The 20,831-nt window shown below is 63.4% G+C and carries 25 protein-coding genes; 14 read left to right on the top strand and 11 right to left on the bottom strand.

Translation table 11 applies throughout. The annotated features are described in order from the left end of the window. The first annotated feature begins 11 nt into the window (after positions 1-11). The 4 genes from ACK4FH_RS04460 (at position 12) to coaA (ending at position 4,214) form a co-directional block, all read left to right on the top strand. Entirely contained in the window at positions 12-1,544 is a 1,533-nt protein-coding gene (locus ACK4FH_RS04460; RefSeq protein ID WP_409811398.1) for a CHAD domain-containing protein, read from the top strand. Between the two features lie 130 nt (positions 1,545-1,674). Continuing rightward, complete coding sequence (locus ACK4FH_RS04455; protein WP_409811397.1) at positions 1,675-2,778, top strand: pentapeptide repeat-containing protein; 1,104 nt, start codon at positions 1,675-1,677, stop codon at positions 2,776-2,778. Positions 2,779-2,893: 115 nt separating this feature from the next. Next, on the top strand, positions 2,894-3,223 hold the full coding sequence (locus ACK4FH_RS04450; protein ID WP_409811396.1) for a phosphoribosyl-ATP diphosphatase: 330 nt from the start codon (positions 2,894-2,896) through the stop codon (positions 3,221-3,223). Between the two features lie 19 nt (positions 3,224-3,242). Then, positions 3,243-4,214, top strand: coding sequence for a type I pantothenate kinase (gene coaA, locus ACK4FH_RS04445; RefSeq protein WP_409811395.1), 972 nt, complete (start codon positions 3,243-3,245; stop codon positions 4,212-4,214). Between the two features lie 74 nt (positions 4,215-4,288). On the opposite strand, the gene ACK4FH_RS04440 is transcribed toward coaA, so the two are convergent. After that, the gene (locus ACK4FH_RS04440; protein ID WP_409811394.1) at positions 4,289-5,284 is read right to left on the bottom strand and encodes an adenosine kinase; all 996 of its coding nucleotides are present in this window, start codon (positions 5,282-5,284) and stop codon (positions 4,289-4,291) included. A 165-nt stretch (positions 5,285-5,449) separates the two neighbouring features. On the opposite strand from ACK4FH_RS04440, the gene ACK4FH_RS04435 reads away from it, so the two are divergent. Together ACK4FH_RS04435 and ACK4FH_RS04430 are read left to right on the top strand one after the other, a co-directional pair. Further along, positions 5,450-6,142 (top strand): sulfate transporter family protein, encoded by a 693-nt coding sequence (locus tag ACK4FH_RS04435; protein WP_409811393.1) that lies wholly within the window; start codon positions 5,450-5,452, stop codon positions 6,140-6,142. Further along, a complete protein-coding gene (locus ACK4FH_RS04430; protein ID WP_409811392.1) occupies positions 6,139-6,492 on the top strand; it encodes a hypothetical protein in 354 nt (117 codons plus the stop codon). Before ACK4FH_RS04435 ends, ACK4FH_RS04430 begins: the two co-directional genes overlap by 4 nt. Here the strand turns inward: ACK4FH_RS04430 and nth are convergent. Beyond that, positions 6,489-7,145, bottom strand: a complete 657-nt coding sequence (nth, locus tag ACK4FH_RS04425) for an endonuclease III (RefSeq protein WP_409811391.1) — start codon at positions 7,143-7,145, stop codon at positions 6,489-6,491. The genes ACK4FH_RS04430 and nth overlap by 4 nt on opposite strands. Positions 7,146-7,255: 110 nt before the next feature. Here nth and ACK4FH_RS04420 point away from each other — a divergent pair, with 110 nt between their 5' ends. Then, entirely contained in the window at positions 7,256-7,741 is a 486-nt protein-coding gene (locus ACK4FH_RS04420) for a DUF2244 domain-containing protein (protein WP_409811390.1), read from the top strand. Here the strand turns inward: ACK4FH_RS04420 and ACK4FH_RS04415 are convergent. From ACK4FH_RS04415 to ACK4FH_RS04405, 3 genes are read right to left on the bottom strand one after another with little or no spacing between them, the layout of a single operon-like run. After that, complete coding sequence (locus tag ACK4FH_RS04415) at positions 7,738-8,370, bottom strand: 2,3-bisphosphoglycerate-dependent phosphoglycerate mutase (protein ID WP_409811389.1); 633 nt, start codon at positions 8,368-8,370, stop codon at positions 7,738-7,740. The genes ACK4FH_RS04420 and ACK4FH_RS04415 overlap by 4 nt on opposite strands. Positions 8,371-8,397: 27 nt before the next feature. After that, on the bottom strand, positions 8,398-9,228 hold the full coding sequence (dapB, locus tag ACK4FH_RS04410; protein WP_409811388.1) for a 4-hydroxy-tetrahydrodipicolinate reductase: 831 nt from the start codon (positions 9,226-9,228) through the stop codon (positions 8,398-8,400). 45 nt (positions 9,229-9,273) lie between these two features. Beyond that, positions 9,274-9,624 carry a DMT family protein gene (locus ACK4FH_RS04405; protein ID WP_409811387.1) on the bottom strand — a complete coding sequence of 117 codons (351 nt, stop codon included), beginning with the start codon at positions 9,622-9,624 and terminating at the stop codon, positions 9,274-9,276. A 127-nt stretch (positions 9,625-9,751) separates the two neighbouring features. Here ACK4FH_RS04405 and ACK4FH_RS04400 point away from each other — a divergent pair, with 127 nt between their 5' ends. Further along, on the top strand, positions 9,752-10,030 hold the full coding sequence (locus tag ACK4FH_RS04400) for a type II toxin-antitoxin system RelE/ParE family toxin (protein WP_409811386.1): 279 nt from the start codon (positions 9,752-9,754) through the stop codon (positions 10,028-10,030). A 13-nt stretch (positions 10,031-10,043) separates the two neighbouring features. After that, on the top strand, positions 10,044-10,334 hold the full coding sequence (locus ACK4FH_RS04395; RefSeq protein WP_409811385.1) for a HigA family addiction module antitoxin: 291 nt from the start codon (positions 10,044-10,046) through the stop codon (positions 10,332-10,334). A 31-nt stretch (positions 10,335-10,365) separates the two neighbouring features. Here ACK4FH_RS04395 and dnaJ read toward each other — a convergent pair whose 3' ends face one another. Both dnaJ and dnaK read right to left on the bottom strand, forming a co-directional pair. Continuing rightward, positions 10,366-11,523 (bottom strand): molecular chaperone DnaJ, encoded by a 1,158-nt coding sequence (gene dnaJ, locus ACK4FH_RS04390; protein ID WP_409811384.1) that lies wholly within the window; start codon positions 11,521-11,523, stop codon positions 10,366-10,368. Between the two features lie 98 nt (positions 11,524-11,621). Then, entirely contained in the window at positions 11,622-13,568 is a 1,947-nt protein-coding gene (gene dnaK, locus ACK4FH_RS04385) for a molecular chaperone DnaK (RefSeq protein WP_409811383.1), read from the bottom strand. A 376-nt stretch (positions 13,569-13,944) separates the two neighbouring features. On the opposite strand from dnaK, the gene ACK4FH_RS04380 reads away from it, so the two are divergent. Then, on the top strand, positions 13,945-14,211 hold the full coding sequence (locus tag ACK4FH_RS04380) for a hypothetical protein (RefSeq protein ID WP_409811382.1): 267 nt from the start codon (positions 13,945-13,947) through the stop codon (positions 14,209-14,211). 71 nt (positions 14,212-14,282) lie between these two features. On the opposite strand, the gene ACK4FH_RS04375 is transcribed toward ACK4FH_RS04380, so the two are convergent. After that, positions 14,283-14,849 (bottom strand): hypothetical protein, encoded by a 567-nt coding sequence (locus ACK4FH_RS04375; protein ID WP_409811381.1) that lies wholly within the window; start codon positions 14,847-14,849, stop codon positions 14,283-14,285. A gap of 59 nt (positions 14,850-14,908) precedes the next feature. Between ACK4FH_RS04375 and ACK4FH_RS04370 the strand changes: the two genes are divergently transcribed. Next, a complete protein-coding gene (locus tag ACK4FH_RS04370; protein ID WP_409811380.1) occupies positions 14,909-15,568 on the top strand; it encodes an alpha-ketoglutarate-dependent dioxygenase AlkB in 660 nt (219 codons plus the stop codon). On the opposite strand, the gene ACK4FH_RS04365 is transcribed toward ACK4FH_RS04370, so the two are convergent. From ACK4FH_RS04365 to hrcA, 3 genes are all read right to left on the bottom strand, one after another. Beyond that, complete coding sequence (locus tag ACK4FH_RS04365; RefSeq protein WP_409811379.1) at positions 15,565-16,269, bottom strand: NnrU family protein; 705 nt, start codon at positions 16,267-16,269, stop codon at positions 15,565-15,567. The two genes, ACK4FH_RS04370 and ACK4FH_RS04365, sit on opposite strands and share 4 nt — an antisense overlap. Positions 16,270-16,353: 84 nt before the next feature. Beyond that, positions 16,354-16,977, bottom strand: coding sequence for a nucleotide exchange factor GrpE (gene grpE, locus ACK4FH_RS04360; protein WP_409811378.1), 624 nt, complete (start codon positions 16,975-16,977; stop codon positions 16,354-16,356). A 94-nt stretch (positions 16,978-17,071) separates the two neighbouring features. Then, entirely contained in the window at positions 17,072-18,127 is a 1,056-nt protein-coding gene (gene hrcA, locus ACK4FH_RS04355; protein ID WP_409811377.1) for a heat-inducible transcriptional repressor HrcA, read from the bottom strand. 225 nt (positions 18,128-18,352) lie between these two features. Here hrcA and rph point away from each other — a divergent pair, with 225 nt between their 5' ends. Genes rph through hemW form a run of 3 tightly spaced genes read left to right on the top strand, consistent with a single transcriptional unit; the run spans position 18,353 to position 20,830 of the window. Then, the gene (gene rph, locus ACK4FH_RS04350) at positions 18,353-19,069 is read left to right on the top strand and encodes a ribonuclease PH (protein ID WP_409811376.1); all 717 of its coding nucleotides are present in this window, start codon (positions 18,353-18,355) and stop codon (positions 19,067-19,069) included. Beyond that, positions 19,060-19,671: an RdgB/HAM1 family non-canonical purine NTP pyrophosphatase gene (gene rdgB / locus ACK4FH_RS04345; protein WP_409815151.1), complete on the top strand. Its 612-nt coding sequence runs from the start codon at positions 19,060-19,062 to the stop codon at positions 19,669-19,671. The genes rph and rdgB overlap by 10 nt, the downstream gene beginning before the upstream one ends. Then, positions 19,652-20,830 (top strand): radical SAM family heme chaperone HemW, encoded by a 1,179-nt coding sequence (gene hemW, locus ACK4FH_RS04340; protein WP_409811375.1) that lies wholly within the window; start codon positions 19,652-19,654, stop codon positions 20,828-20,830. Before rdgB ends, hemW begins: the two co-directional genes overlap by 20 nt. Position 20,831: the final 1 nt, after the last annotated feature.

The raw sequence follows: 20,831 nt of genomic DNA, 5'->3' as shown, positions 1-20,831 counted from the left end.
AACGAACGACCATGTCCGACCGTGAAATCGAACTGAAGCTCCTTTGCGAGCCGGCCGAACTTGATCGCGTCAAACGCGCTCCGGCGCTGCAGCGGCTCAAGCGCGGCCGCGCCAGCGGCAAGCATCTTCAATCCGTCTATTTCGACACGGACAAGCTCGCCCTCGGGCAGAACGGAATGGCGCTGCGCCTGCGCAAGAGCGGCGGCGATTTCATCCAGACATTGAAAACGGAAACAGGCGCTTCCGGCAGCGCGACCGGCGCGCTCGCGCGCGACACAGGCGAGCATGAAGCGCTCCTGCCGCGCGGCGCTTCCGCGCCGGACCTGAACCGGTTGCCGGCGGGCATGCGAAAGCGCATCCAGAAGCTGGCAAACGGCGCGGCACTCAGCCCGCGGCTTGAAAGCGACATCCGCCGCACCATCCACAATCTCACCACGCCCGAAGGCGACCGGATTGAACTCGCGCTCGATCTCGGCGCCCTCAAGGCCAATGGCTGCGACGAGAAGGTGAGCGAGATCGAACTCGAACTGAAGCAAGGAAGCCCGGCAAGCCTCTACCGCCTTGCGCTCGACCTGAACGAGGTTGCCGACCTTCGCATCGGCACGAAAAGCAAGTCGGAGCGCGGCTTTGCGCTGATTCGCCCCGAAAAGCCGCACGCCGTGAAGGCGGAGCTGCTGCGCCTGCCGAACGACATCCCGCTTGCCGATGCCTATGCAACGGTGCTGCGCCATTGCCTCGTCCACATCATGGCGAATGAGTCGGCGGCCTTGCAGGCAAGCCTCCCGGAGGCGCTGCATCAGATGCGCGTAGCGCTGCGGCGCGCGCGCTCCGCATTCGAGATTTTCGAGCCCGTGATCGGCGGCGAACGCGCCAAGCATCTCGCGGCGGAAGCGAAATGGCTCGCGAACGAACTCGGGCCCGCCCGCGATTTCGACGTTTTCCTGAGCGATATTCTGGCGCCGGTAACGCCGGCAACGGCCGGCCTGCGCAAGCTGCGCGCGCGCGCCGAGACGCTGCGCGCCGAGCATTGGGAAAATGCGCGCGCCGCCATCGCGTCCCGCCGCTACACGCGCTTCCTCCTCGAATATGGTCTCTTCCTCGCCGAACGCGGCTGGACAATGAAGTCCAGGGCGCCGCGTCTTGCGCGCGACTTCGCGCATGACGCGCTCGACAAGCGGCTGAAGAAAGCGGCGAAACTTGGCCGCCGCATCGAGACGCTGGATCACGAAGAGCGCCACGAATTGCGCAAGCGGCTGAAGAAGCTGCGCTATGCGCTCCACTTCTTTTCCTCGCTCTACCCGGAGGGAGAGGTGAAGCCCTGGCTGCGCAACCTGTCCGAAATGCAGGATGTGTTTGGCGGGCTGAACGATGTCGCCACCGCGCATGTCATTCTTGACGACATGTCGGATGGCCGCGCGCTGAAGGCGGCAGCCGAGAGCGTCATCGCCTGGCATGAAAAGCGCGCCGCGAAGGAATGGAAAGGCGCGATCCGTCTCTGGAAGCGCTTTGCCGGCTCCGTACCATTCTGGTACAGCGCCGCATGAGCTTGCACGAAATTGCCGCGATCGCCGCCGGAATTTCATCCCATTAATCAAATCTGAATTTCTCGGAAGATAGGATCGCACACACCCGCAATACCTGTGGCGGCCCCTTGTAGCGTTAAGGTCCTTGCCGATGTCAGATCGTTCCCCGACAGCCGCCCGCCCGGCGGCAGCGCCCAATGCGTCCGAGGCGCCGAATGCCGCAAGGAACAAGGTTGCTGACAAGAATGCCATTGTCGGCCGCCGGATTAGCCAGGAAGCCCTGAAGAAACTATGCGATCTCCATGAGCGCTACCTCAAGGGCATCCCGAACGGCTGGTGCATTGTGATGAAGGAGTGCGACCTTTCCGGTCTCGACTTCCGCAATCTCAATTTCGCGCATGGTCATTTCATCGGCTGCGACTTCTCCGCCTGCAACCTCGAGGACGCGCATTTTCTTGGCGCCAATCTTTTCGGCGCGAATTTCGATCATTGCAACATGACGCGGACGAATTTCTCGCGCGCCGATCTGCGCGGCGCCAATTTCGCCGGCGCCGAAATGACGGAAGCCCAGCTCGACGGCGCCGATCTGCGCCGCGGCGCAGTCATCAAGATCGGTGCAACGGCGCCGACCGGCCGCGAGAATTCCACCTTCCGCGGCGCGCGCATGTACGGCACCAATCTGTCGGAATGCAAGTTGCTCGACGCCGATTTCGAAGGCGCGTCGATTTCCGGCGCCAGCCTTCAGGGCGCCGATCTGCGCGGCGCAAGCTTTGCCGGGGCGGAGTTGAAGGGTGTGGAACTGAAAGGCGCCAATCTTGCCGATGCGGATTTCCGCCGCGCGGTGATGGACGAGACGACGGCAGCGCGCGGCGATCTCATGCGCGCGACGCGGCCCCGTCCCGCGCCCGGCCCCGAGCGCATGAAGAAAATCCTCATGGACCATCTCGTCTGGATCCAGACCGGCCAGAAACAGGGCGCCCGCGCCGACTTCTCGCGCATGGACCTGTCGCGCACGGTCTTCGCGCGTCAGGTGCTCGCCAGCGCGAATTTCCATGAGGCGATCCTGGCAGACGCGAACTTTGAAGGCGCGATCCTTGCCGCCGCCGATTTCTCGAACGCCATTCTTTTCCGGGCAAACCTGAAAGGCGCGGATCTGCGCGGCGCGGATCTGCGCGGCGCCGACCTGAAAGACGCCGATCAGACAGGCGCCAAGACCGGCGAACTCGCCGGGACCAGCCTCTCGACAAGGCTCTGACGCCGCGTAAAGACCGGCCACTGGCCTCAACTCCGTAAATCTGCTACGCAATGCCGCCGCGCGGGGCCTTGAACGGGCCTGGCGAGAACGGCAGTCAACCGCCCGGAGTGCGCCCATGGCCGCCGATGCAAGACAGCTCGATCGCCTCTTCGAGGTCATTGCCGCCCGCAAGGGCGCCGATGCCTCCTCCTCCTATACGGCAAAGCTCCTTTCTGCCGGTGTTCCGGCTTGCGCGCAGAAACTGGGCGAGGAAGCGGTCGAAACCGTGATCGCCGCGACGGCCGGCGACCGCAAGGCCGCGATCTCGGAAAGCGCCGATCTTCTCTATCACTGGCTGGTTCTCGCTGCCGCACTCGGCATCGAGCCGGCGGATGTCTATGCCGAGCTCGAGCGCCGCGAAGGCCGCTCCGGCCTCGATGAAAAAGCCGCGCGCGCAGAGCGCTGAACCGGGGAACGCGAAGCCCATGCCCGCAGCCAAGATCGAAGCGACTGGCGAAAAGACGTCGCTGTCGCCCTTCCGCCATTTCACCGCTGAGGATTGGGGGAGGCTCCGCCAGGACACGCCGCTGCCCCTGTCGGCGGCGGAGCTTGAAGAGCTGAAAGGTTTTGGCGAGCGCATATCTCTCGACGAAGTGTCGGAAATCTTCCTGCCGCTGTCGCGCCTGCTGAACCTATATGTCGGCGAGACGCAGGAACTCTATCGCGTGACGTCGGACTTCCTTGGCCGCGTGCAGGACAAGGTGCCATACATTATCGGCGTCGCGGGCTCGGTCGCCGTCGGCAAGTCCACCATGGCGCGTATTTTGCGTACGCTTCTCGCGCGCTGGCCGAACCACCCGAAGGTCGATCTCATCACGACCGACGGCTTTCTCTATCCGAACAGGGTGCTCGAAGAGCGCGGGCTGATGCAGCGCAAGGGCTTCCCGGAAAGTTTCGACATCAAGCGGCTGATCCGCTTTCTCTCCGATGTGAAGGCGGGCTCGGCCCGCGTCGAGGCGCCGGTCTATTCGCACTTCACCTACGACATTCTGGCGGGCGAGACGACCATCGTCGACAAGCCGGATATTCTCGTCGTCGAAGGCTTGAACGTGCTGCAGTCCTGGAAGCCGGCGGAAGGCGACGAGCCGCAGCCTTTCGTCTCCGACTTCTTCGATTTCTCGATCTATCTGGATGCTGATGAAGAAGCGATCCGGCGCTGGTATATCGAACGCTTCCTCAGCCTGCGGCGCACGTCGTTCAAGGATCCAGCGGCCTATTTCCACCGCTATTCGAAGCTGACGGAAGAAGAAGCCGTCGAGACGGCGGACTCGATCTGGACCTCGATCAATCTCGCCAATCTCCACAAGAACATCCTGCCGACGCGCCAGCGCGCCGACCTGATCCTGCGCAAGGGCGACGATCACCGCATCCGGGATGTTTATTTGCGGAAGCTGTGAGAGCGGCGGGGCGGACTAAAATGCAATCGTCATGACCCGCTTTATGCGGGCCATGACGAATTAGAGGATTTGCCTCACGCCAATCCCTTCGCCTTCGCCAGCTCCGCCAGCGAGACCTGCGGGCGGGGCCCGTAATGCGAGATGACTTCGGCTGCGGCGAGCGCGCCGAGCCGTCCGCAGGTGACGGGGTCCTTGCCGCGGGTAAGGCCATAGAGGAAGCCCGCGGCGAAGAGATCGCCGGCCCCCGTCGTGTCGACCACCTTCGAGACCTTCTCCGCATCGACCACATGCACTTCGCCATCGGCGACGATGACCGAGCCCTGCTCGGAGCGCGTGAGCGCGGCGAACTTGCAGTCCTTGCGCACCTGCTGCAGCGCCTCGTCGAAAACATCCGTCTCGTAAAGCGAGAGGATTTCGGCTTCGTTGGCAAACAGGACGTCGACTTCTTCTTTCGCCAGACGGCGGAATTCATCGCGGAAGCGGCCGACGCAGAAACTGTCCGACAGCGTCAGCGAGACGAGGCGGCCGGCCGCGCGCGCAATCTTCGCCGCCTTGAGGAAGGCATCCTTCGCGCCCGGCTCGTCCCAGAGATAACCCTCCATGTACGTGACGGCGGATGCCTTGATCGTGTCCGCGTCGATGTCGTCCGCGTTGAGCTTCTGCGCCGCGCCGAGATAGGTGCTCATGCTGCGCTGCGCATCGGGCGTCACGACGATGAGGCAGCGTCCGGTGGGCGCGCCGCTTGTGGCGGGCGCGGCGGGGAAATGCACGCCGAGCGATTTGATGTCGTGGATGAAGACCTCGCCGAGCTGGTCCTTTTTCACCTTGCCGAAAAAGGCGCCCTTGCCGCCAAGTGAGGCAAGCCCCGCAATCGTGTTGGCGCAGGAACCGCCCGACATTTCGACCGCAGCGCCCATCTTGCCGTAAAGCTCGTCCGCGCGCCTGTCGTCGATCAGCGTCATGCCGCCTTTCTCGATGCCATTCGCAATCAGGAACTTGTCGTCGGCATTGGAAATCACGTCCACCAGCGCATTGCCGATGCCCGCCACGTCATATTTTACTTCGGTCATGATCCTCTGGGGTCTTCTTGATGAATTCCGGGCTGCGGGGCGGGAGTATAGGGATTGTGCCCCATATGTCCAAAAAGCCGCCCGGCCTTAACCTTCATGCACAGTGGAAATTGCGGCGCGGCAACGGGCACACTAGGTTAGGGCCTCGAATTCAGGGAACCATCCATGCTGTCCGATGCGCTGCGTGCCTTCAGGGAAATATTCGCCCCGCCCTATCGCCGGGTGATGTGGCAGACGCTGGGGTTGACGCTGCTGGTGCTGGTGCTGTTCGGCGCAGGGCTGCAATGGGCGCTCACTGCCTTGCCGGAGTTCGGCCCCGATCTCGCAGGCGGCTGGGTCGATGCGGCGATTGGCTTCATCGCCCGCTTCCTCGCGGTCATCGTGTTGATTCCGCTCGTCCATCCCGTCGTGTCGCTGGTCGCCGGTCTCTTTCTCGAAGTAATCGCCGCCCGCGTCGAGGAGGAGGACTATCCGGCAGACCCGCCCGGCAACGACCAGCCCTTCTGGCAGTCGCTAGGCACGGCGCTCCGCTTCACGCTGGTACTGATCGTCGTGAACCTGCTGGCGCTTCCCTTCTATCTGCTGCCGGTGGTCAATGTCGCGATCTTCTGGATCGTGAACGGCTATCTTCTCGGCCGTGAATATTTCGAACTCGTCGCGCTCCGCCATCTCCCGCCCGCAGAAGTGGAAGCGATGCGCAAGCGCCACCGCGCGCGGGTTTTTTTCGCGGGCGTCGCCGTCGCACTCTTCACCACGGTGCCGGTGCTCAATCTGCTGGCACCGCTTTTTGCGACCGCCTTCATGGTCCACACCTATAAGGGCCTTGCCGCCCGCCGCGCGGCAGGGGGGGTGTCATGAGAAAAATTCTTTTCGCACTTGCCCTGCCGCTCGCCGCTGCCGCCTGTGCTCAGCCTTCTGCCACCGGCGCGCGGGTGACATCGCTCGGGGCCGGTCCGCTCACCGCGCAGGCGCTGATCGGCGCCGCCCCTTCCGCGGTCTCCGCCCGGCTTGGCGCGCCGGATTTCCGCCGCACCGAGCCCAGTGCCGAAATCTGGCAATATGGCGGGCGCGATTGCAGCCTCTTTCTCTATTTCTACGGGCAGGAAGGCGCGCGCCATGTCGATGCGCGCCGGTTGCAGGGCGGTCCCGCCGACAAGGACCAATGCCTTGCCTCGGTCATGGCAAAGCGCAACGCGCCGGTTTCCTAGACGGCCACCGTCTTCGCCTTGAAGCGGCAGAGATCGCTCACCGGGCAAGCCGGACAGTCGGGCTTGCGTGCCTTGCAGACATAGCGCCCATGCAGGATCAGCCAGTGATGCGCATGCATCCGGTATTCGTCGGGCACCCGTTTTTCGAGTTTCTTCTCGACCTCGACGACATCCTTGCCCGGCGCAAGCCCCGTCCGGTTCGAGACGCGGAAGATATGCGTGTCGACCGCGATGGTGGGCTCGCCGAAGGCCACGTTGAGAACCACATTGGCGGTCTTTCGCCCCACCCCCGGCAGCGCCTCGAGCGCGGCCCGGTCGCGCGGCACCTCGCCGCCATGATGCTCGATCAGCATCCGCGACAGCGCGATCACGTTCTTCGCCTTGTTACGGTAGAGGCCGATCGTCTTGATGTGCTGCACAAGCCCCGCCTCGCCGAGCTTCACCATTTTCTCCGGCGTATCGACCGCCTTGAAAAGCGCCTTCGTCGCCCGGTTGACGCCCACATCGGTTGCCTGCGCCGACAGCACCACGGCCACAAGCAGCGTATAGGTATTGCGATATTGAAGCTCCGTCTCCGGCTCCGGCAGCCTCTCGGCAAGGCGGCGGAAGAACTCGGCAATATCGGGCTTTGTCATCAGCGTGGCGCGGGTCATGGGGCGGAACTTTGCGCATAAGCTGCCTGCGTCGCAAGGCCGTATTGCCGGGGGCCGCGCGCCGCCCTACTCTTTCGCCCATGTCCGCCGAAAGCCCTACCGCCGAGCTCTTGCCGCAACCGCTTCACTTCGATGCGGTGATCCTGCCGCATCGCTCGCTTTCCATGCGCGGCTTCGCGATCCTGATAGGCGTCGTCGCGGCGGTGAATTTCACGGCGGGCGCGTACTTCATGGCCAGGGGTGCCTGGCCCGTCCTCGGCTTTTGCGGCCTTGAAGTGCTCGCCGTCTGGTGGGCCTTCCGTGCGAATTACCGTGCCGCCCGCGCCCATGAAACGGTGCAACTGTCCGACGATGAATTGCTGATCCGCCGTGTCGATGCGAAAGGCCGCGCCGAAGCCGTGAGCCTCAAGCCCTATTGGGTGCGGCTCGCCTTGAGCAAATTGCCGGATGAATCGACGCGGCTTCATGTCGTGAGCCATGGCCGCCAGGTCGAACTCGCCTCGCAGCTCTCGCCGGCCGAACGCGCCGATTTCGCCCGCGCGCTCGATGCGGCGCTGATGAAGCTGAAAGCCGGGCCCGCGCCGCAACCGGCCTAGTGCGCCTCGCGCTCGATCAGCATCTTCTTCGAGAGAACCTTGCCCTCGCCGTCGAGCTCGTAAACGATCGGCGCGCCGGTTGCGATATTGAGCTTGAGCACTTCTTCCTGCGTGAGCCCGTCAATCTGCATCACGAGTGCCCGCAGCGAATTGCCATGCGCGGCGACAAGCACACGCTCGCCCTTCAGTACGCGCGGCAGGATCGTGCTTTCATAATAGGGCAGCACGCGCTCCGCCGTCATTTTCAGGCTTTCGCCGCCGGGCGGCGGCACGTCATAGGAGCGGCGCCAGATATGCACCTGTTCCTCGCCCCATTTCTCGCGCGCATCGTTCTTGTTGAGGCCGGAGAGATCGCCATAGTCGCGTTCGTTGAGTGCCAGGTTCTCCACGATCTCGATGCCGCCCTGGCCGAGTTCGGAAAGCATGATGCGGTTCGTTTCCTGCGCGCGGGAAAGCGCCGAGGTGAAGGCGACATCGAACTGGAGCCCTGCGGCCTTCATCGCCTCGCCGGCTTCCTTCGCTTCCGCCTTGCCCTGTTCGGTGAGCCCCGGATCGCGCCAGCCCGTGAACAGGTTTTTCTCGTTCCATTCGCTCTGTCCATGCCGGACAAGCACAAGCAGGTTGGCCACGTCTTTCTCCATCGATCCGTATAATGACTAGTTGAGGCCGAGCACGTCGGCCATGTTGAAGAGGCCGGGGCCCCTCTTTTGACCATTGGCGCCCTGTCCCCATTGCGCCGCCTTGAGTGCGCCGCGCGCGAAGATGCCGCGATCTTCCGCGATATGGCGAAGCACGATGCGCTCGTTCTCGGCAGCGAAAATCACATCATGCTCGCCGACGACCGAGCCGCCGCGGAGGCTCGCAAAGCCGATCGCACCCTTCTTGCGTGCGCCTGTGATGCCGTCGCGGCCACGCTCCGAATTATCCTTCAGCGATATGCCGCGCCCTTCGGCTGCCGCCTCACCGAGCAGCAGCGCCGTGCCGGACGGCGCATCGACCTTGTGGCGGTGATGCATCTCGACAATCTCGATGTCCCAGTCGTCGGACAGCGCCTTCGCCGCCTGCCGGACAAGGGCGGCCAGGAGGTTCACCCCAAGGCTCATATTCCCGGCCTTGATGATGGTCGCATGGCGCGCTGCCGCCGCGATGCGCGCTTCTTCATCTTCCGAAAAGCCGGTCGTGCCGATCACATGGACGATGCGGGCCTGCGCTGCGAGCGCGGCAAACTCGACGCTCGCGGAAGGTACGGAAAAATCGATCAGCGCATCGGCATCCTTGATGACGGCAAGCGCGTCGGATGTCGCGGCGATGCCGAGCGGCGCGGCAAGCCCTGCAAGCAGCCCGAGATCCTTGCCGAGATGGGGCGAGCCTTCGGCCTCGAGCCCGCCGGCAACGGTAAGCCCGTCCGTCCCGGCAATGAGACGGATCAGCGTGGCGCCCATCCGGCCGCCCGCGCCCGTCACCGCGATCCTGATATCCTGTGCCATGGTTCCATTTCCCGAGGCCTTTGCGGGCTCTATACCAGTCCGCCTTCAGCCGCGAAAGACAAACCACGCCCCGAGCGAGATGAAGGCAAAGCCGATGCCCGTGTTCCATGTCGGCGTCTGGCCGAGATAAAGCGCGGAAAACACCACGAAAACCGTAAGCGTGATGACTTCCTGGATCGTCTTGAGCTGGGCCGCCGAGAAAACCTCATAGCCGATCCGGTTCGCGGGCACGGCGAGGCAATATTCGAAAAAGGCGAGGCTCCAGCTCAGCAGCACCACGGTCAGGATCGGCGTCGAGGTGAATTTGAGGTGCCAGTACCAGGCCGCCGTCATGAAGACATTGGAAGCGACGAGAAGTGCGATAGGTACGAGATAGGCAGAGAGCGGCGCTGTCATGGGAATACCCGGGCATGAAAAAGCCCCCGCGCGGGACCTCCGGCGGGGGCTTTCAGATTAGTGAAATGTCCCGATCCGGTGAATAGGTGATATTGACAACCGACAATTGTCAGGTTACTTTTGGTATATGATCCGCAGCTTTCGGCACAAGGGGCTGAAACGCCTCTATGAAGAGGGGGACCGCCGCAAGCCGCCCGCGCAGGATGCCGCGAAGCTGGCCCGCATTCTTGCGCGCCTTGATGCCGCGGCTTCGCCGGAAGACATGGATGTACCGGGTTTTCAGCTGCACCCGTTGAAGGGCGATCTCAAGGGATTCTGGGCGGTGACGGTAAGAGCCAATTGGCGTGTGATTTTCCGTTTCGATGGCGGCGATGCCATCGATGTGGATTTTGTGGACTATCATTGAGTGGGGTGACGTCATGCCGATGAAGAACTCGCCGCATCCCGGCGAACATATCCGCTACGACTGTATCGAGCCGTTGGGTCTCACCATCACGGAAGCGGCCCGGCATCTCGGCGTAACACGGCAGACGCTCAATAACGTCGTGAACGGGCATTCAGGGATTTCGCCGGACATGGCAGTTCGCCTGTCGGCTGCTTTTGGCGGCAGCCCGGAGGTGTGGCTCGGCATGCAGATGCACTACGATCTCGCCCGCGCCGAAAAGAACGTCGACCGGAAAAAGATCAGCCGCCTCACCGAAGCGGCGTGACGGCTGATATAATCTGTTAGGAGCCTGCGCCCTAGTTCTGAAACCCGTCCCAGAATTCCTTCACCTTGGCGAAGAAGCCGGTGCTTTCCGGGCTGTTGCCGGGTGAGGAGGCATCCTCGAACTGCTTGAGGAGGTCCTTCTGCTTCTTGGTCAGGTTCACCGGCGTCTCGATGGTGATCTGGATATAGAGATCGCCCACCTCGCGGGAATTGACGACCGGCATGCCCTTGCCGCGCAGGCGGAACTGGCGCCCGGTCTGCGCGCCTTCCGGCACTTTCACCTTCACCTTCTTGCCGCCAAGCGTCGGCACCTCGATCTCGCCGCCGAGCGCCGCCGTGACCATCGAGATCGGCACGCGGCAGAAAAGGTCCGCCCCGTCACGCTCGAAGAGCCGGTGCGGCTTCACCGAGAGGAAGATATAGAGGTCACCCGACGGTCCGCCGCGCATCCCGGCCTCGCCCTCGCCCGCAAGGCGGATGCGCGTACCGTCTTCAACACCCGCCGGAATGTTGACGGAGAGTGTGCGTTCCTTCTCGACGCGGCCCGCGCCATCGCAGGCCGTGCAGGGCTTGTTGATCGTCTGGCCGCGGCCGTGGCAGGTCGGACAGGTGCGCTCCACGGTGAAGAAGCCCTGGCTCGCGCGCACCTTGCCATCGCCGTGACATGTCGGGCAGGTGACAGGGCTTGAGCCTGGCGCCGCGCCCGAGCCGTGGCACGCCTCGCAGGCAACCGAGCCCGGCACCCGCACTTGAGCCTTCTTGCCTTCGAAGGCCTCCTCGAGCGTGATCTCCATGTTGTAGCGAAGATCATGGCCGCGCATCTGGCCATTGCCGCGCCCGCGTCCGCGGCGCCCGCCGCCGCCCATGAATTCGCCGAAGAGATCGTCGAAAATGTCCGACATGGAGGCGCCGCCGAAGCCGCCGCCCATGCCGCCGGGGCCGCCGCGCGGCCCGCCCATGCCGCCCTCGAAGGCGGCGTGGCCGAACTGGTCATAGGCCGCGCGGGACTGTTCGTCCTTCAGCACGTCATAGGCTTCGTTGAGCTCCTTGAAGCGTTGCTCCGCTTCCTGGTCGCCCTGGTTCTGGTCGGGGTGATATTTCTTCGCAAGCGAACGGTAGGCCTTTTTCAGCTCATCCGCATTTGCGCTGCGGCTCACCCCGAGCACGTCATAGAAATCGCGCTTCGACATGGGGGATCACCCTGAAACGGAATGCGTCGCGGATGTGCTTTCGCGCACCCGCTCCGCTTTTGTGGTTGTGAAATCGGCCATCATGATGAGGCCCCGGATCAGGCGGACTTGTCCTGATCTTTCTTGTCGTCGTCGACTTCCTCGAAGTCCGCATCGACGACATCGTCATGGGCCTGGCCGCCCTCGCCGCCGCCGGTTGCTTCCGCCTCGGTTTCGGCCTGCGCTGCCTTGTAGAGCGCTTCGCCCATCTTCATAGAGGCCTGCGTCAGCGCGTCCGACTTCGCCTTGATGTCGGTGGCATCGCCGCTGGCGAGCGCGGTCTTGAGTGCTTCAAGGGCCGCTTCGACTTCCGCCTTCACATCGGCACCGATCTTGTCGGCGTTTTCGGCAAGCGTCTTTTCGGTGCCGTTCGCAAGGGCTTCGGCGTGGTTGCGGGTTTCCGCTTCCTCGCGGCGCTTCTTGTCTTCCTCGGCATGGGCCTCGGCATCCTTCACCATCTTTTCGATGTCGGCTTCCGAGAGACCGCCAGAGGCTTCGATACGGATCGTCTGTTCCTTGTTCGTCGCCTTGTCCTTGGCCGACACGTTCACGATGCCGTTGGCGTCGATGTCGAAAGCGACTTCGATCTGCGGCACGCCGCGCGGTGCGGCCGGAATGCCGACAAGGTCGAACTGGCCGAGCAGCTTGTTGTCCGCCGCCATTTCGCGCTCGCCCTGGAAGACGCGGATCGTCACCGCCGACTGGTTGTCTTCGGCCGTCGAGAAGGTTTGTGACTTCTTGGTCGGGATCGTCGTGTTGCGGTCGATAAGGCGCGTGAAGACGCCGCCCAGCGTTTCGATGCCGAGCGAAAGCGGCGTCACGTCGAGCAGCAGCACGTCCTTGACGTCGCCCTGAAGCACGCCCGCCTGGATGGCCGCGCCCATGGCGACGACTTCATCCGGGTTCACGGACATGTTCGGCTCCTTGCCGAAGAACTGCTTCACCGCTTCGCGGATCTTCGGCATGCGCGACTGGCCGCCGACGAGAACGATCTCGTTGATCTGGCCGGCCGAGACGCCCGCATCCTTCAGCGCCGCCTTGCAGGGGTCGATCGTGCGCTGGATGAGATCTTCCACAAGCGCTTCGAGCTTTGCCCGCGTGATCTTCATGGTGAGATGCTTCGGACCCGACGCATCAGCCGTGATGAAGGGCAGGTTCACTTCCGTCTGTGTCGCCGAGGAAAGTTCGATCTTCGCCTTTTCGGCGGCTTCCTTCAGGCGCTGCAGCGCGAGCTTGTCGCCGCGCAGGTCGATGCCGTTCTCTTTCTTGAACTCGTCGGCGAGATAGTTGACGAGACGCATGTCGAAGTCTTCGCCGCCGAGGAACGTGTCGCCATTGGTCGACTTCACTTCGAAGACGCCGTCGCCGATCTCGAGGATCGAGACGTCGAAGGTGCCGCCGCCAAGGTCATAGACCGCGATCAGCTCGCCATCCTTCTTGTCGAGACCATAGGCAAGCGCGGCCGCCGTGGGCTCGTTGATGATGCGCAGCACTTCGAGGCCGGCGATCTTGCCGGCATCCTTGGTCGCTTGGCGCTGCGCGTCGTTGAAATAGGCCGGAACCGTGATGACGGCCTTCTCGACCTTCTCGCCGAGATAGCTTTCCGCCGTCTCCTTCATCTTCTGCAGGATGAAGGCTGAAATCTGCGAGGGGGAATATTTCTGATTCTGCGCTTCCACCCAGGCATCGCCGCTATCGGCACGGACGATGTTGTAGGGCACCATGCCCTTGTCCTTCTGGGTCGTCGGATCTTCGTAGGAGCGGCCGATCAGGCGCTTGATCGCGAAGAGCGTATTGGTCGGGTTGGTGACGGCCTGGCGTTTTGCCGACTGGCCGACAAGGCGTTCGCCGTCCTGCGTGAAGGCCACCATCGAGGGCGTGGTGCGCATGCCTTCGGAATTCTCGATGACTTTGGCGGTGTTGCCTTCCATCACCGCGACACACGAATTCGTCGTGCCGAGGTCGATACCGATGACTTTAGCCATAGTGTGTTGGTCCTCTTTCACATGCGGCAGGCCGGGCGGGCCTCGAAGGCACCCGCTGGCCGGGGATAACCCGGCATGACCGGCCCCCAAAAGGGGGTCCGTGCCGGGATTTCATCCCGGTACGGGGGTTGAAACGTTGCGCTGTATATAGGTTTGGGTTCTACGCCCCGCAAGCGTTGATGCGGCAATATGGCCACATGGCGGGGCTTTTAGGACTCAATCGGCGTTTCGGAGCCCAAAAGCACAAAAGTGACGGATTTTCCGTCACTTCCGGGTTCCGTTTCGAAACCCGGCCCGGGTGCGAAAATCAACCCACTGACACCAATCTGTCACTGGACTGTCAACTGCCGCGACTAGGCTCCGCTCCGGTTTAATGACTTAATCTTGGAGGTTGCCCATGCGGCTCGCCGCTCTCGTCGCCGGTTTCTCGATGCTGGCTCTTTCCGCCTTTGCCGCCGATGCGGCGAAATACGCCAAGGACGGCTTCTTCGTTCATATCCATGACGGACGCCTCTGGGTTCTGAAGGATGGCGATCCCGATATCGAACTCGTCTCCAAGAACAAGGAGCCGAAGGAAGTCACGACGCGAATCGCTGCCGGTCCCGATGGCATGACGATCAAGTCGAACAAGGGCGAAGTGATCGACGCCTATATGGCGAAGTAAGCTCGGCCTTCAGGCATGAGAATTCGGCGGACAGTGCATTCATGCACTGTCCGCTTTCTTTTTGGCGGCCATCAAAGCTTGTTGTCGGGGTAGGCCTGGTTCCATTCGCAGGGCTGGTTCTGCCAGTCCTGCTTGGCAAGCCGGGCCTGCAGGATTTCCGGTTCGGTCATCTCCTTGCGCAGGTTGCCGATCTCGTCGATCGCGTCGGGATAGTTCTTGTCCACCGCAAGGTTGAACCACATCAGCGCCAGCGGCTTGTTCTCCCGCTGCGTGGTCAGCATGGCGGCTGCCTTGGCAGGCGCATTCATGCCGCGCACGAGGTCGCCCGAATAGATGCGGCCAAGCTCGTAAAAGGCCCGCGGCTCGCCCTGTTTCGCGGCCTTGCAGTACCACTCGGTCGCCTTCTGGTTGTTGAAGACGCCGGCAGACCCGGCGATGGTGCAGCAATGGCTGTCGCCCATTTTCATCTGCGCGCCCACATCGCCCCGCGCCGCCGCGTCCTCATTGGCGAGAATCCGGGCATTGTCGGATGCCCGCGTCGCCCCCTGAATCGCCGCCGCCGCACAGCCCGAAAGGCTTGCCATCAGCGCAAAGCCGATGAAAACCGCGGCAAGCTGCCCTATTATCCTCTTGTCCATGATCCTGTCCCCCTGTTGCCCGCGCCAGCACGCGGCATCGACCCGTTCTGCCGGATAATATGACACACGGACTGCCAAAAGTCGAGGCCACGCCGAAGCCGGTCGAAACGGGCTTCGAGGGGATTTCGCTCTATCCCGGTTTTCTGGGCGAGGCGGCGCAGGCCTCCCTCGTGGCGGAACTGACCGCGGCCCTGAAGGCGGAAAAACCCTACCGCCCGCTCATGCCCCGCACGGGCAAGCCCTGGTCGATCCATCAGATGAATTTCGGGGACCGGGGCTGGATCTCGCGGCCCGATGGCTATGCCTATTCGTCAACAAACCCGGTTAACGGCCGTAAATGGCCGGCCATACCGGCGGCCCTACTCGCCCTTTGGCAGCATGTGGCGGACCACCCCGCCCCGCCGGAATGCTGCCTCGTCAATCTCTATGACACGCCGAAATCGCGCATGGGCCTCCATCGCGACGAGGACGAAGAGGCGCTCGATGCCCCTGTCGTCTCGCTTTCGCTCGGCGATACATGCGTCTTCCGCGTCGGCGGATTCGCCCGTGGCGACAAATCTCGGAGTTTCAGACTCGCGAGCGGCGACGTGCTGGTGATCGGCGGGCCGTCGCGGCTGCGCTATCACGGTGTCGACCGCGTGATTTTCGGCTCCTCCCGCCTCGTCCCCGGCGGCGGCAGGATCAACCTGACGCTGCGCCGGGTGACGAAACCGGCCTAGTACGGATGCCAGCCCGGCACGGGCGACACGCCGAAAGCCCAGAGATGGCCGTAAAAGGCGCCGCCGAAAATGACGAGCGCGAGCAGGATTCGCCACCAGCCAAGTTCGCCGATCTTCAGCTGATTGCGCCCGGCGATGATGGCGGCGAAGGGCAGGTTCGAGGTCCGCGAGGCAAAGCCCCTCCAGGTGTCGCCAAGCTTCCTGCGCCGCTTGTCGTCGATCGAGAAGGTGCCAAGCACCGCGAGCAGCGCGAATGTGCCGAAGAAGATGATCGAGGCCTGATCGCCATTGATGAGAATGTGCCAGACCGCCCAGATCGCGACGCCCCAGAGAAAGGGATGGCGCGTGATGCGCAGCATGCCTTTGACGGCTTCGGGGTCCGCCGCGAGGTCGCCGGCGCCGACCGAGGTCGGGTTCGGGGTCGTGACGCCGATGACGACGAAAAGGGCTGCCAGAAGAATGACGAGGGGCGAGAGATGCATCGCCCAGATGGGTGGCGCCCAATAAAGATGGTTCGGCCCGGTGACCGCCTCGTTATAGCTCATGGAAAGCCAGGCGATGCCGATGAGCGAGACGATGGAAAAACTCGCGAACCAGGCCCGCTCGGAAATCACGCCGACAATCGCCGCCCGGAGCGCCGTGCCCGCCACGACGAGATGGATCGCCAGAAAGAAGGCCGAAGCTGCCCAGAGATTTGTCATCAGATCCTCCCCTGCTTCATAACAACGTTATAGAGAATGGGGGAGGGAGCCCCAATCTGCAAGCCCCCCGCGAGAACATGCGCCTCAGGCGGTCGTGTCCACCTTGCCGCCGTTCTGCGCGCCTCCCTCATCCTTGGCAACGCCGACCCGGGCCGCGCGGAGCAGCCGGTCGCCGATACGGTAGCCTGCTTCGAGCACGTGGACCACGGTTCCCGCCGGCTGACCGGTGCCGGGCACCTCGAACATGGCTTCGTGATGGTTCGGGTCGAAGCGCTCGCCGGGCTCCGGCGTGATCTCGCGAATGCCGTTCCGCTCGAAAGCGGCGGTGAGCAGCCGCTCGGTCATCTCGACGCCTTCGATCATGGCCTTGAGGCTGTCGCCCGCGGCGTCGCGCTCTTCCTGTTTCAGCGTCGCGAGCGCGCGGCGGAGATTGTCGGAGACTTCCAGCATGTCGCGGCCGAAACCGGCATTGGCATAGCGCGCCGCATCCTGCTTCTCGCGCTCGGCCCGCTTGCGGGTATTCTCCATTTCGGCGGCGGCGCGGAGCAGCCGGTCGCGGAGATCGGCATTTTCGGCCTCGATCGCGGCAATGTCCGGCCCGGCAACGGCTTCGGGCGCGGCCTCGCCCTGGGCGGCGGGTTCGTTTGCCAGCGTCTCTGCCATGGCCTCGGCGGCCTCGGTTTCCTGCTTCTTGGTCTCGTCGGTCATTTTATGTCCGGTTCTCTTTCCGGTTTGTCGGCTGTTGGGTCCGATGTGCGCGCGTGGGCCCGATATGTCAACCGGGCAGGGCGCCGCAAGGGGCTCAGTTGATGAGCCGGCCCACAAGCTTTGCCGTGTAATCGACCATCGGGATCACGCGGGCATAATTGAGCCGCGTCGGGCCAATCACGCCAAGCACGCCCACCACGCGCTGCTGCGTGTCCATATAGGGGCTGACGATGAGCGACGAGCCGGACAGCGAAAAGAGCTTGTTTTCCGAGCCGATGAAGATGCGGACGCCATCCGCCTCTTCCGCAAGCCCCAGAAGCTGCACGAGGTCGCGCTTGTTCTCGAGTTCGTCGAAAAGCAGCCGGATGCGCTCCAGGTCTTCCACCGCGTGGACATCTTCAAGAAGCCGCGAGCGGCCGCGCACGATGAGAGATTTCGCCAGCGGGTCGTTCGACGCGCCAGCGCCCGACCAGGTGGCAAGCCCCGCCTCGATCACCTTGGCGGTGAGTTCGTTGAGCTGCGCCTTCTGCGTTTCGAGCTCGCGGGCGATCAGCGCCTTCGCCTCTTCGAGCGTGCGGCCCCGAAGCTGCGCATTGAGATAATTGGTCGCTTCCGCCAGCGCGGAAGGGGTGAGCCCCTTCGGAATGTCGATCACGCGGTTTTCCACCGCGCCGCCTTCCGTCACGATCACGACTAGCGCGCGGCCCTGATCGATGGGCACGAATTCGATATGCTTGAGCGCCGCATCATAGGTCGGCGCGACGACGAAACCCGCTGCATGGCTCAGGCCCGAAAGAAGTTTCGATGCCTCGTCCAGCACGTCCTCGACGCTCTTGTGGGAGCCGGCCACCTGCCGCTCGATGGACACCCGTTCCTCGTCCGAGAGGTCGCCGATCTCAAGGAGCCCGTCCACGAACATGCGAAGCCCGGCTTCCGTCGGCACCCGGCCCGCACTCGTATGCGGCGAGAAAATAAGGCCCAGCGCCTCCAGATCCGACATCACATTGCGGATCGAGGCAGCCGACAACGAAATGGGCAGATGGCGCGACAGGAAGCGCGAGCCCACCGGCTCGCCCGTTTCGAGATAGGTCTCGACCACCCGGCGCAGGATCTCGCGCGATCGCTCGTTGAGATCCATCACGCCGACCATATCTCGCTCCGTCTCCGTCTTGAGGGTAAGTCCCTGAAACTCGGTAACAATTTAATGCGCTTTCCGGCCACTGGAAACCTGTTATCGGCGAAAAAGCCGCGTGAGGCGAGATAGGAAGGCGAGGGCAGGGCGTCAATCGGTCCCCCTGCCTTTACGGCAAGCCCGCCCCCATGTAACAAGGCCCCGAACAGAAAGACAAAACCAAGCCAGCACTGGAATACCGATATGCGTCCTTCCGGCCGTCAACCGCATGAAGTGCGGGCCGTCAGCTTCGAACCCGGCGTCGCCAAACATGCCGAAGGCTCCTGCCTCGTCCGCTTCGGCGACACCCATGTCCTCTGCACGGCAAGCCTTGAAGAGCGTGTACCGCCTTTTCTGAAGGGCGGCGGGCAGGGCTGGGTGACGGCGGAATATGGAATGCTGCCGCGCTCGACCCATGAGCGGATGCGCCGCGAGGCGGCCCAGGGCAAGCAGTCGGGCCGCACACAGGAAATCCAGCGCCTGATCGGCCGCTCGCTCCGCGCCGTGGTGGACCTGCGCGCCCTTGGCGAGCGCCAGATCAGCGTCGATTGCGACGTCATTCAGGCCGATGGCGGCACGCGCACAGCCTCGATCACCGGCGCCTGGATCGCGCTTCATCAATGCATCGAATGGATGCGCGCCCGCTCGATGATTTCCGCCCCGGTCATCAAGGACCATGTCGCGGCGATTTCCTGCGGCATCTATCAGGGCGTGCCCGTCGCCGATCTCGACTATGCCGAGGATTCGACCGCCGATACGGATGCGAATTTCGTTATCACGGGCGCCGGCGGCATCTGCGAAATCCAGGGCACGGCGGAAGCCGATCCCTTTTCGGAAGATGAATTTCTCTCTCTCCTGAAGCTTGCAAAGGGCAGCGTGGCCGACCTCGTCCGTCTGCAGAAGGAAGCCATATCGAAATGACGCGGAAATTCGAGGGCGGCAAGCTCGTCGTCGCAAGCCACAATCCGGGCAAGGTGCGCGAGATCGGCGATCTTCTCGCGCCCTTTGGCATCGAGACGGTATCGGCGGGCACGCTCGGCCTCGATGAACCGGAAGAAACCGGCGACACGTTCCGCGCCAATGCGGAGCTGAAGGCGCTCGCCGCCGCGAAGGCGGCCAACCTGCCTGCCCTTGCCGATGACAGTGGGCTCTGCGTCAACGCGCTCAATGGTGCGCCCGGCATTCATTCCGCGCGCTGGGCGGGGCCGTCGAAGGATTTCGAATTCGCGATGGAAAAGCTCCGCCGCGGCATGCTGGAAGCGGGCCCCGTCGATGTCGGCGCCCATTTCATCTGCGGCCTCGCGCTTGCCTGGCCCGATGGTCATGTCGAATATTTCGAAGGCCGCGTCGATGGCGAACTGACCTGGCCGCCGCGCGGCGAAAAGGGCTTCGGCTACGATCCGATCTTCATTCCCGACGGACACGACATCACTTTCGGCGAAATGGAGCCGCAGGCGAAGCACGCCATGTCACATCGCGCCGATGCCTTCCGGCAACTCGTGAATGCCTGTTTCGCAAAATAGCGCCGCAGCGCCAGCCGAAACGGAAGGCGGCTTTGCCGTCTATGTCCACTGGCCCTTCTGCCAGTCGAAATGTCCCTATTGCGATTTCAATTCCCATGTCGTCGCCCATATCGATCAGGCAGAATGGGCGGCCGCACTCACGCGCGAGCTGGAGCACATGCGGGCGCTTACGGGTCCGCGTCATGTGCGCTCCGTCTTTTTCGGTGGCGGCACACCGTCCCTCATGCTGCCTGCAACCGTCGATGCGGTGCTGACGAAGATCGCCGGCCTCTGGACGATGGAGGAGGGCGCCGAAATCACGCTGGAGGCAAACCCGACCAGCGTCGAGGCGGATCGCTTCAAGGGCTACCGCGCGGCGGGCGTCAACCGCCTCTCGCTCGGCGTACAGTCGCTCGACGATGCGCAGCTGAAATTTCTCGGGCGCCTGCACAGCGCGGACGAGGCGCTCCGCGCCATCGCATTTGCCCGCGAAACCTTCCCGCGCCTTTCCTTCGATCTCATTTATGCCCGCCCTGGCCAGACGAAGGAGGCATGGGAGAAGGAGCTTCGCGCCGCGCTTGCCCATGCGGCGGATCACCTCTCGCTCTATCAGCTCACCATCGAGCCCGATACCGCCTTTGCCCGGCTCTATGAAAAGGGCGCTTTCGTTTTGCCCGGCGATGACGAGGCGGCGGTGCTTTATGCGCTCACCGGCGAAATCTGCGCCGAAACGGGATTATCCGCCTACGAAGTATCGAACTATGCGAAGCCCGGTGCCGAGTCGCGGCACAATCTCGTCTATTGGCGCTATGGCGACTATGCGGGCATTGGCCCCGGCGCGCATGGCCGCATGACGGCGGATGGCAGGCGCCTCGCCACCCGCGCACGGAAAATGCCGGGCGACTGGCTTTCAGAAGTGAAGCGCGCGGGCCACGGCCTCGAAGCATTGGAAGACATTTCGGCGAGCGAGCAGGGCGATGAAATGATGCTGATGGGGCTTCGCCTGTCCGAAGGCGTCTCGCTGGCGCGCCATGCGCGGATTGCGGGCAGGCCCATCGCGGAAGCGCGCATCGCTGCGCTCGTCTCGGACAGGCTCCTCACCCGCGACGGTGGCACAATCCGCGCGACGAACGAGGGCCGCATGGTCCTCGATGCGGTGCTGGCGCGATTGCTTGCCTGAT

It is taken from the genome of Parvibaculum sp., assembly GCF_046297875.1.
GTDB lineage: Bacteria > Pseudomonadota > Alphaproteobacteria > Parvibaculales > Parvibaculaceae > Parvibaculum.
The sequence above is the reverse complement of the archived record's forward strand: the minus strand, read 5'-3'. Positions and strand labels throughout refer to the sequence as shown.

What these genes read in the sequence shown, in the direction of transcription:
- dnaJ (WP_409811384.1), bottom strand. Translation starts at nt 11,523, where the DNA reads ATGTCGAAGCGCGATTTCTATGACGTGCTCGGGGTGAGCCGCAGCGCA.
- ACK4FH_RS04440 (WP_409811394.1), bottom strand. Translation starts at nt 5,284, where the DNA reads ATGACCGAAGTAAAATATGACGTGGCGGGCATCGGCAATGCGCTGGTG.
- ACK4FH_RS04450 (WP_409811396.1), top strand. Translation starts at nt 2,894, where the DNA reads ATGGCCGCCGATGCAAGACAGCTCGATCGCCTCTTCGAGGTCATTGCC.
- ACK4FH_RS04395 (WP_409811385.1), top strand. Translation starts at nt 10,044, where the DNA reads ATGCCGATGAAGAACTCGCCGCATCCCGGCGAACATATCCGCTACGAC.
- nth (WP_409811391.1), bottom strand. Translation starts at nt 7,145, where the DNA reads ATGACCCGCGCCACGCTGATGACAAAGCCCGATATTGCCGAGTTCTTC.
- ACK4FH_RS04375 (WP_409811381.1), bottom strand. Translation starts at nt 14,849, where the DNA reads ATGGACAAGAGGATAATAGGGCAGCTTGCCGCGGTTTTCATCGGCTTT.
- ACK4FH_RS04430 (WP_409811392.1), top strand. Translation starts at nt 6,139, where the DNA reads ATGAGAAAAATTCTTTTCGCACTTGCCCTGCCGCTCGCCGCTGCCGCC.
- rph (WP_409811376.1), top strand. Translation starts at nt 18,353, where the DNA reads ATGCGTCCTTCCGGCCGTCAACCGCATGAAGTGCGGGCCGTCAGCTTC.
- ACK4FH_RS04455 (WP_409811397.1), top strand. Translation starts at nt 1,675, where the DNA reads ATGTCAGATCGTTCCCCGACAGCCGCCCGCCCGGCGGCAGCGCCCAAT.
- ACK4FH_RS04365 (WP_409811379.1), bottom strand. Translation starts at nt 16,269, where the DNA reads ATGACAAATCTCTGGGCAGCTTCGGCCTTCTTTCTGGCGATCCATCTC.
- ACK4FH_RS04405 (WP_409811387.1), bottom strand. Translation starts at nt 9,624, where the DNA reads ATGACAGCGCCGCTCTCTGCCTATCTCGTACCTATCGCACTTCTCGTC.
- ACK4FH_RS04370 (WP_409811380.1), top strand. Translation starts at nt 14,909, where the DNA reads ATGACACACGGACTGCCAAAAGTCGAGGCCACGCCGAAGCCGGTCGAA.
- hrcA (WP_409811377.1), bottom strand. Translation starts at nt 18,127, where the DNA reads ATGGTCGGCGTGATGGATCTCAACGAGCGATCGCGCGAGATCCTGCGC.
- hemW (WP_409811375.1), top strand. Translation starts at nt 19,652, where the DNA reads ATGCCTGTTTCGCAAAATAGCGCCGCAGCGCCAGCCGAAACGGAAGGC.
- grpE (WP_409811378.1), bottom strand. Translation starts at nt 16,977, where the DNA reads ATGACCGACGAGACCAAGAAGCAGGAAACCGAGGCCGCCGAGGCCATG.
- ACK4FH_RS04380 (WP_409811382.1), top strand. Translation starts at nt 13,945, where the DNA reads ATGCGGCTCGCCGCTCTCGTCGCCGGTTTCTCGATGCTGGCTCTTTCC.
- ACK4FH_RS04460 (WP_409811398.1), top strand. Translation starts at nt 12, where the DNA reads ATGTCCGACCGTGAAATCGAACTGAAGCTCCTTTGCGAGCCGGCCGAA.
- dapB (WP_409811388.1), bottom strand. Translation starts at nt 9,228, where the DNA reads ATGGCACAGGATATCAGGATCGCGGTGACGGGCGCGGGCGGCCGGATG.
- ACK4FH_RS04400 (WP_409811386.1), top strand. Translation starts at nt 9,752, where the DNA reads ATGATCCGCAGCTTTCGGCACAAGGGGCTGAAACGCCTCTATGAAGAG.
- ACK4FH_RS04435 (WP_409811393.1), top strand. Translation starts at nt 5,450, where the DNA reads ATGCTGTCCGATGCGCTGCGTGCCTTCAGGGAAATATTCGCCCCGCCC.
- coaA (WP_409811395.1), top strand. Translation starts at nt 3,243, where the DNA reads ATGCCCGCAGCCAAGATCGAAGCGACTGGCGAAAAGACGTCGCTGTCG.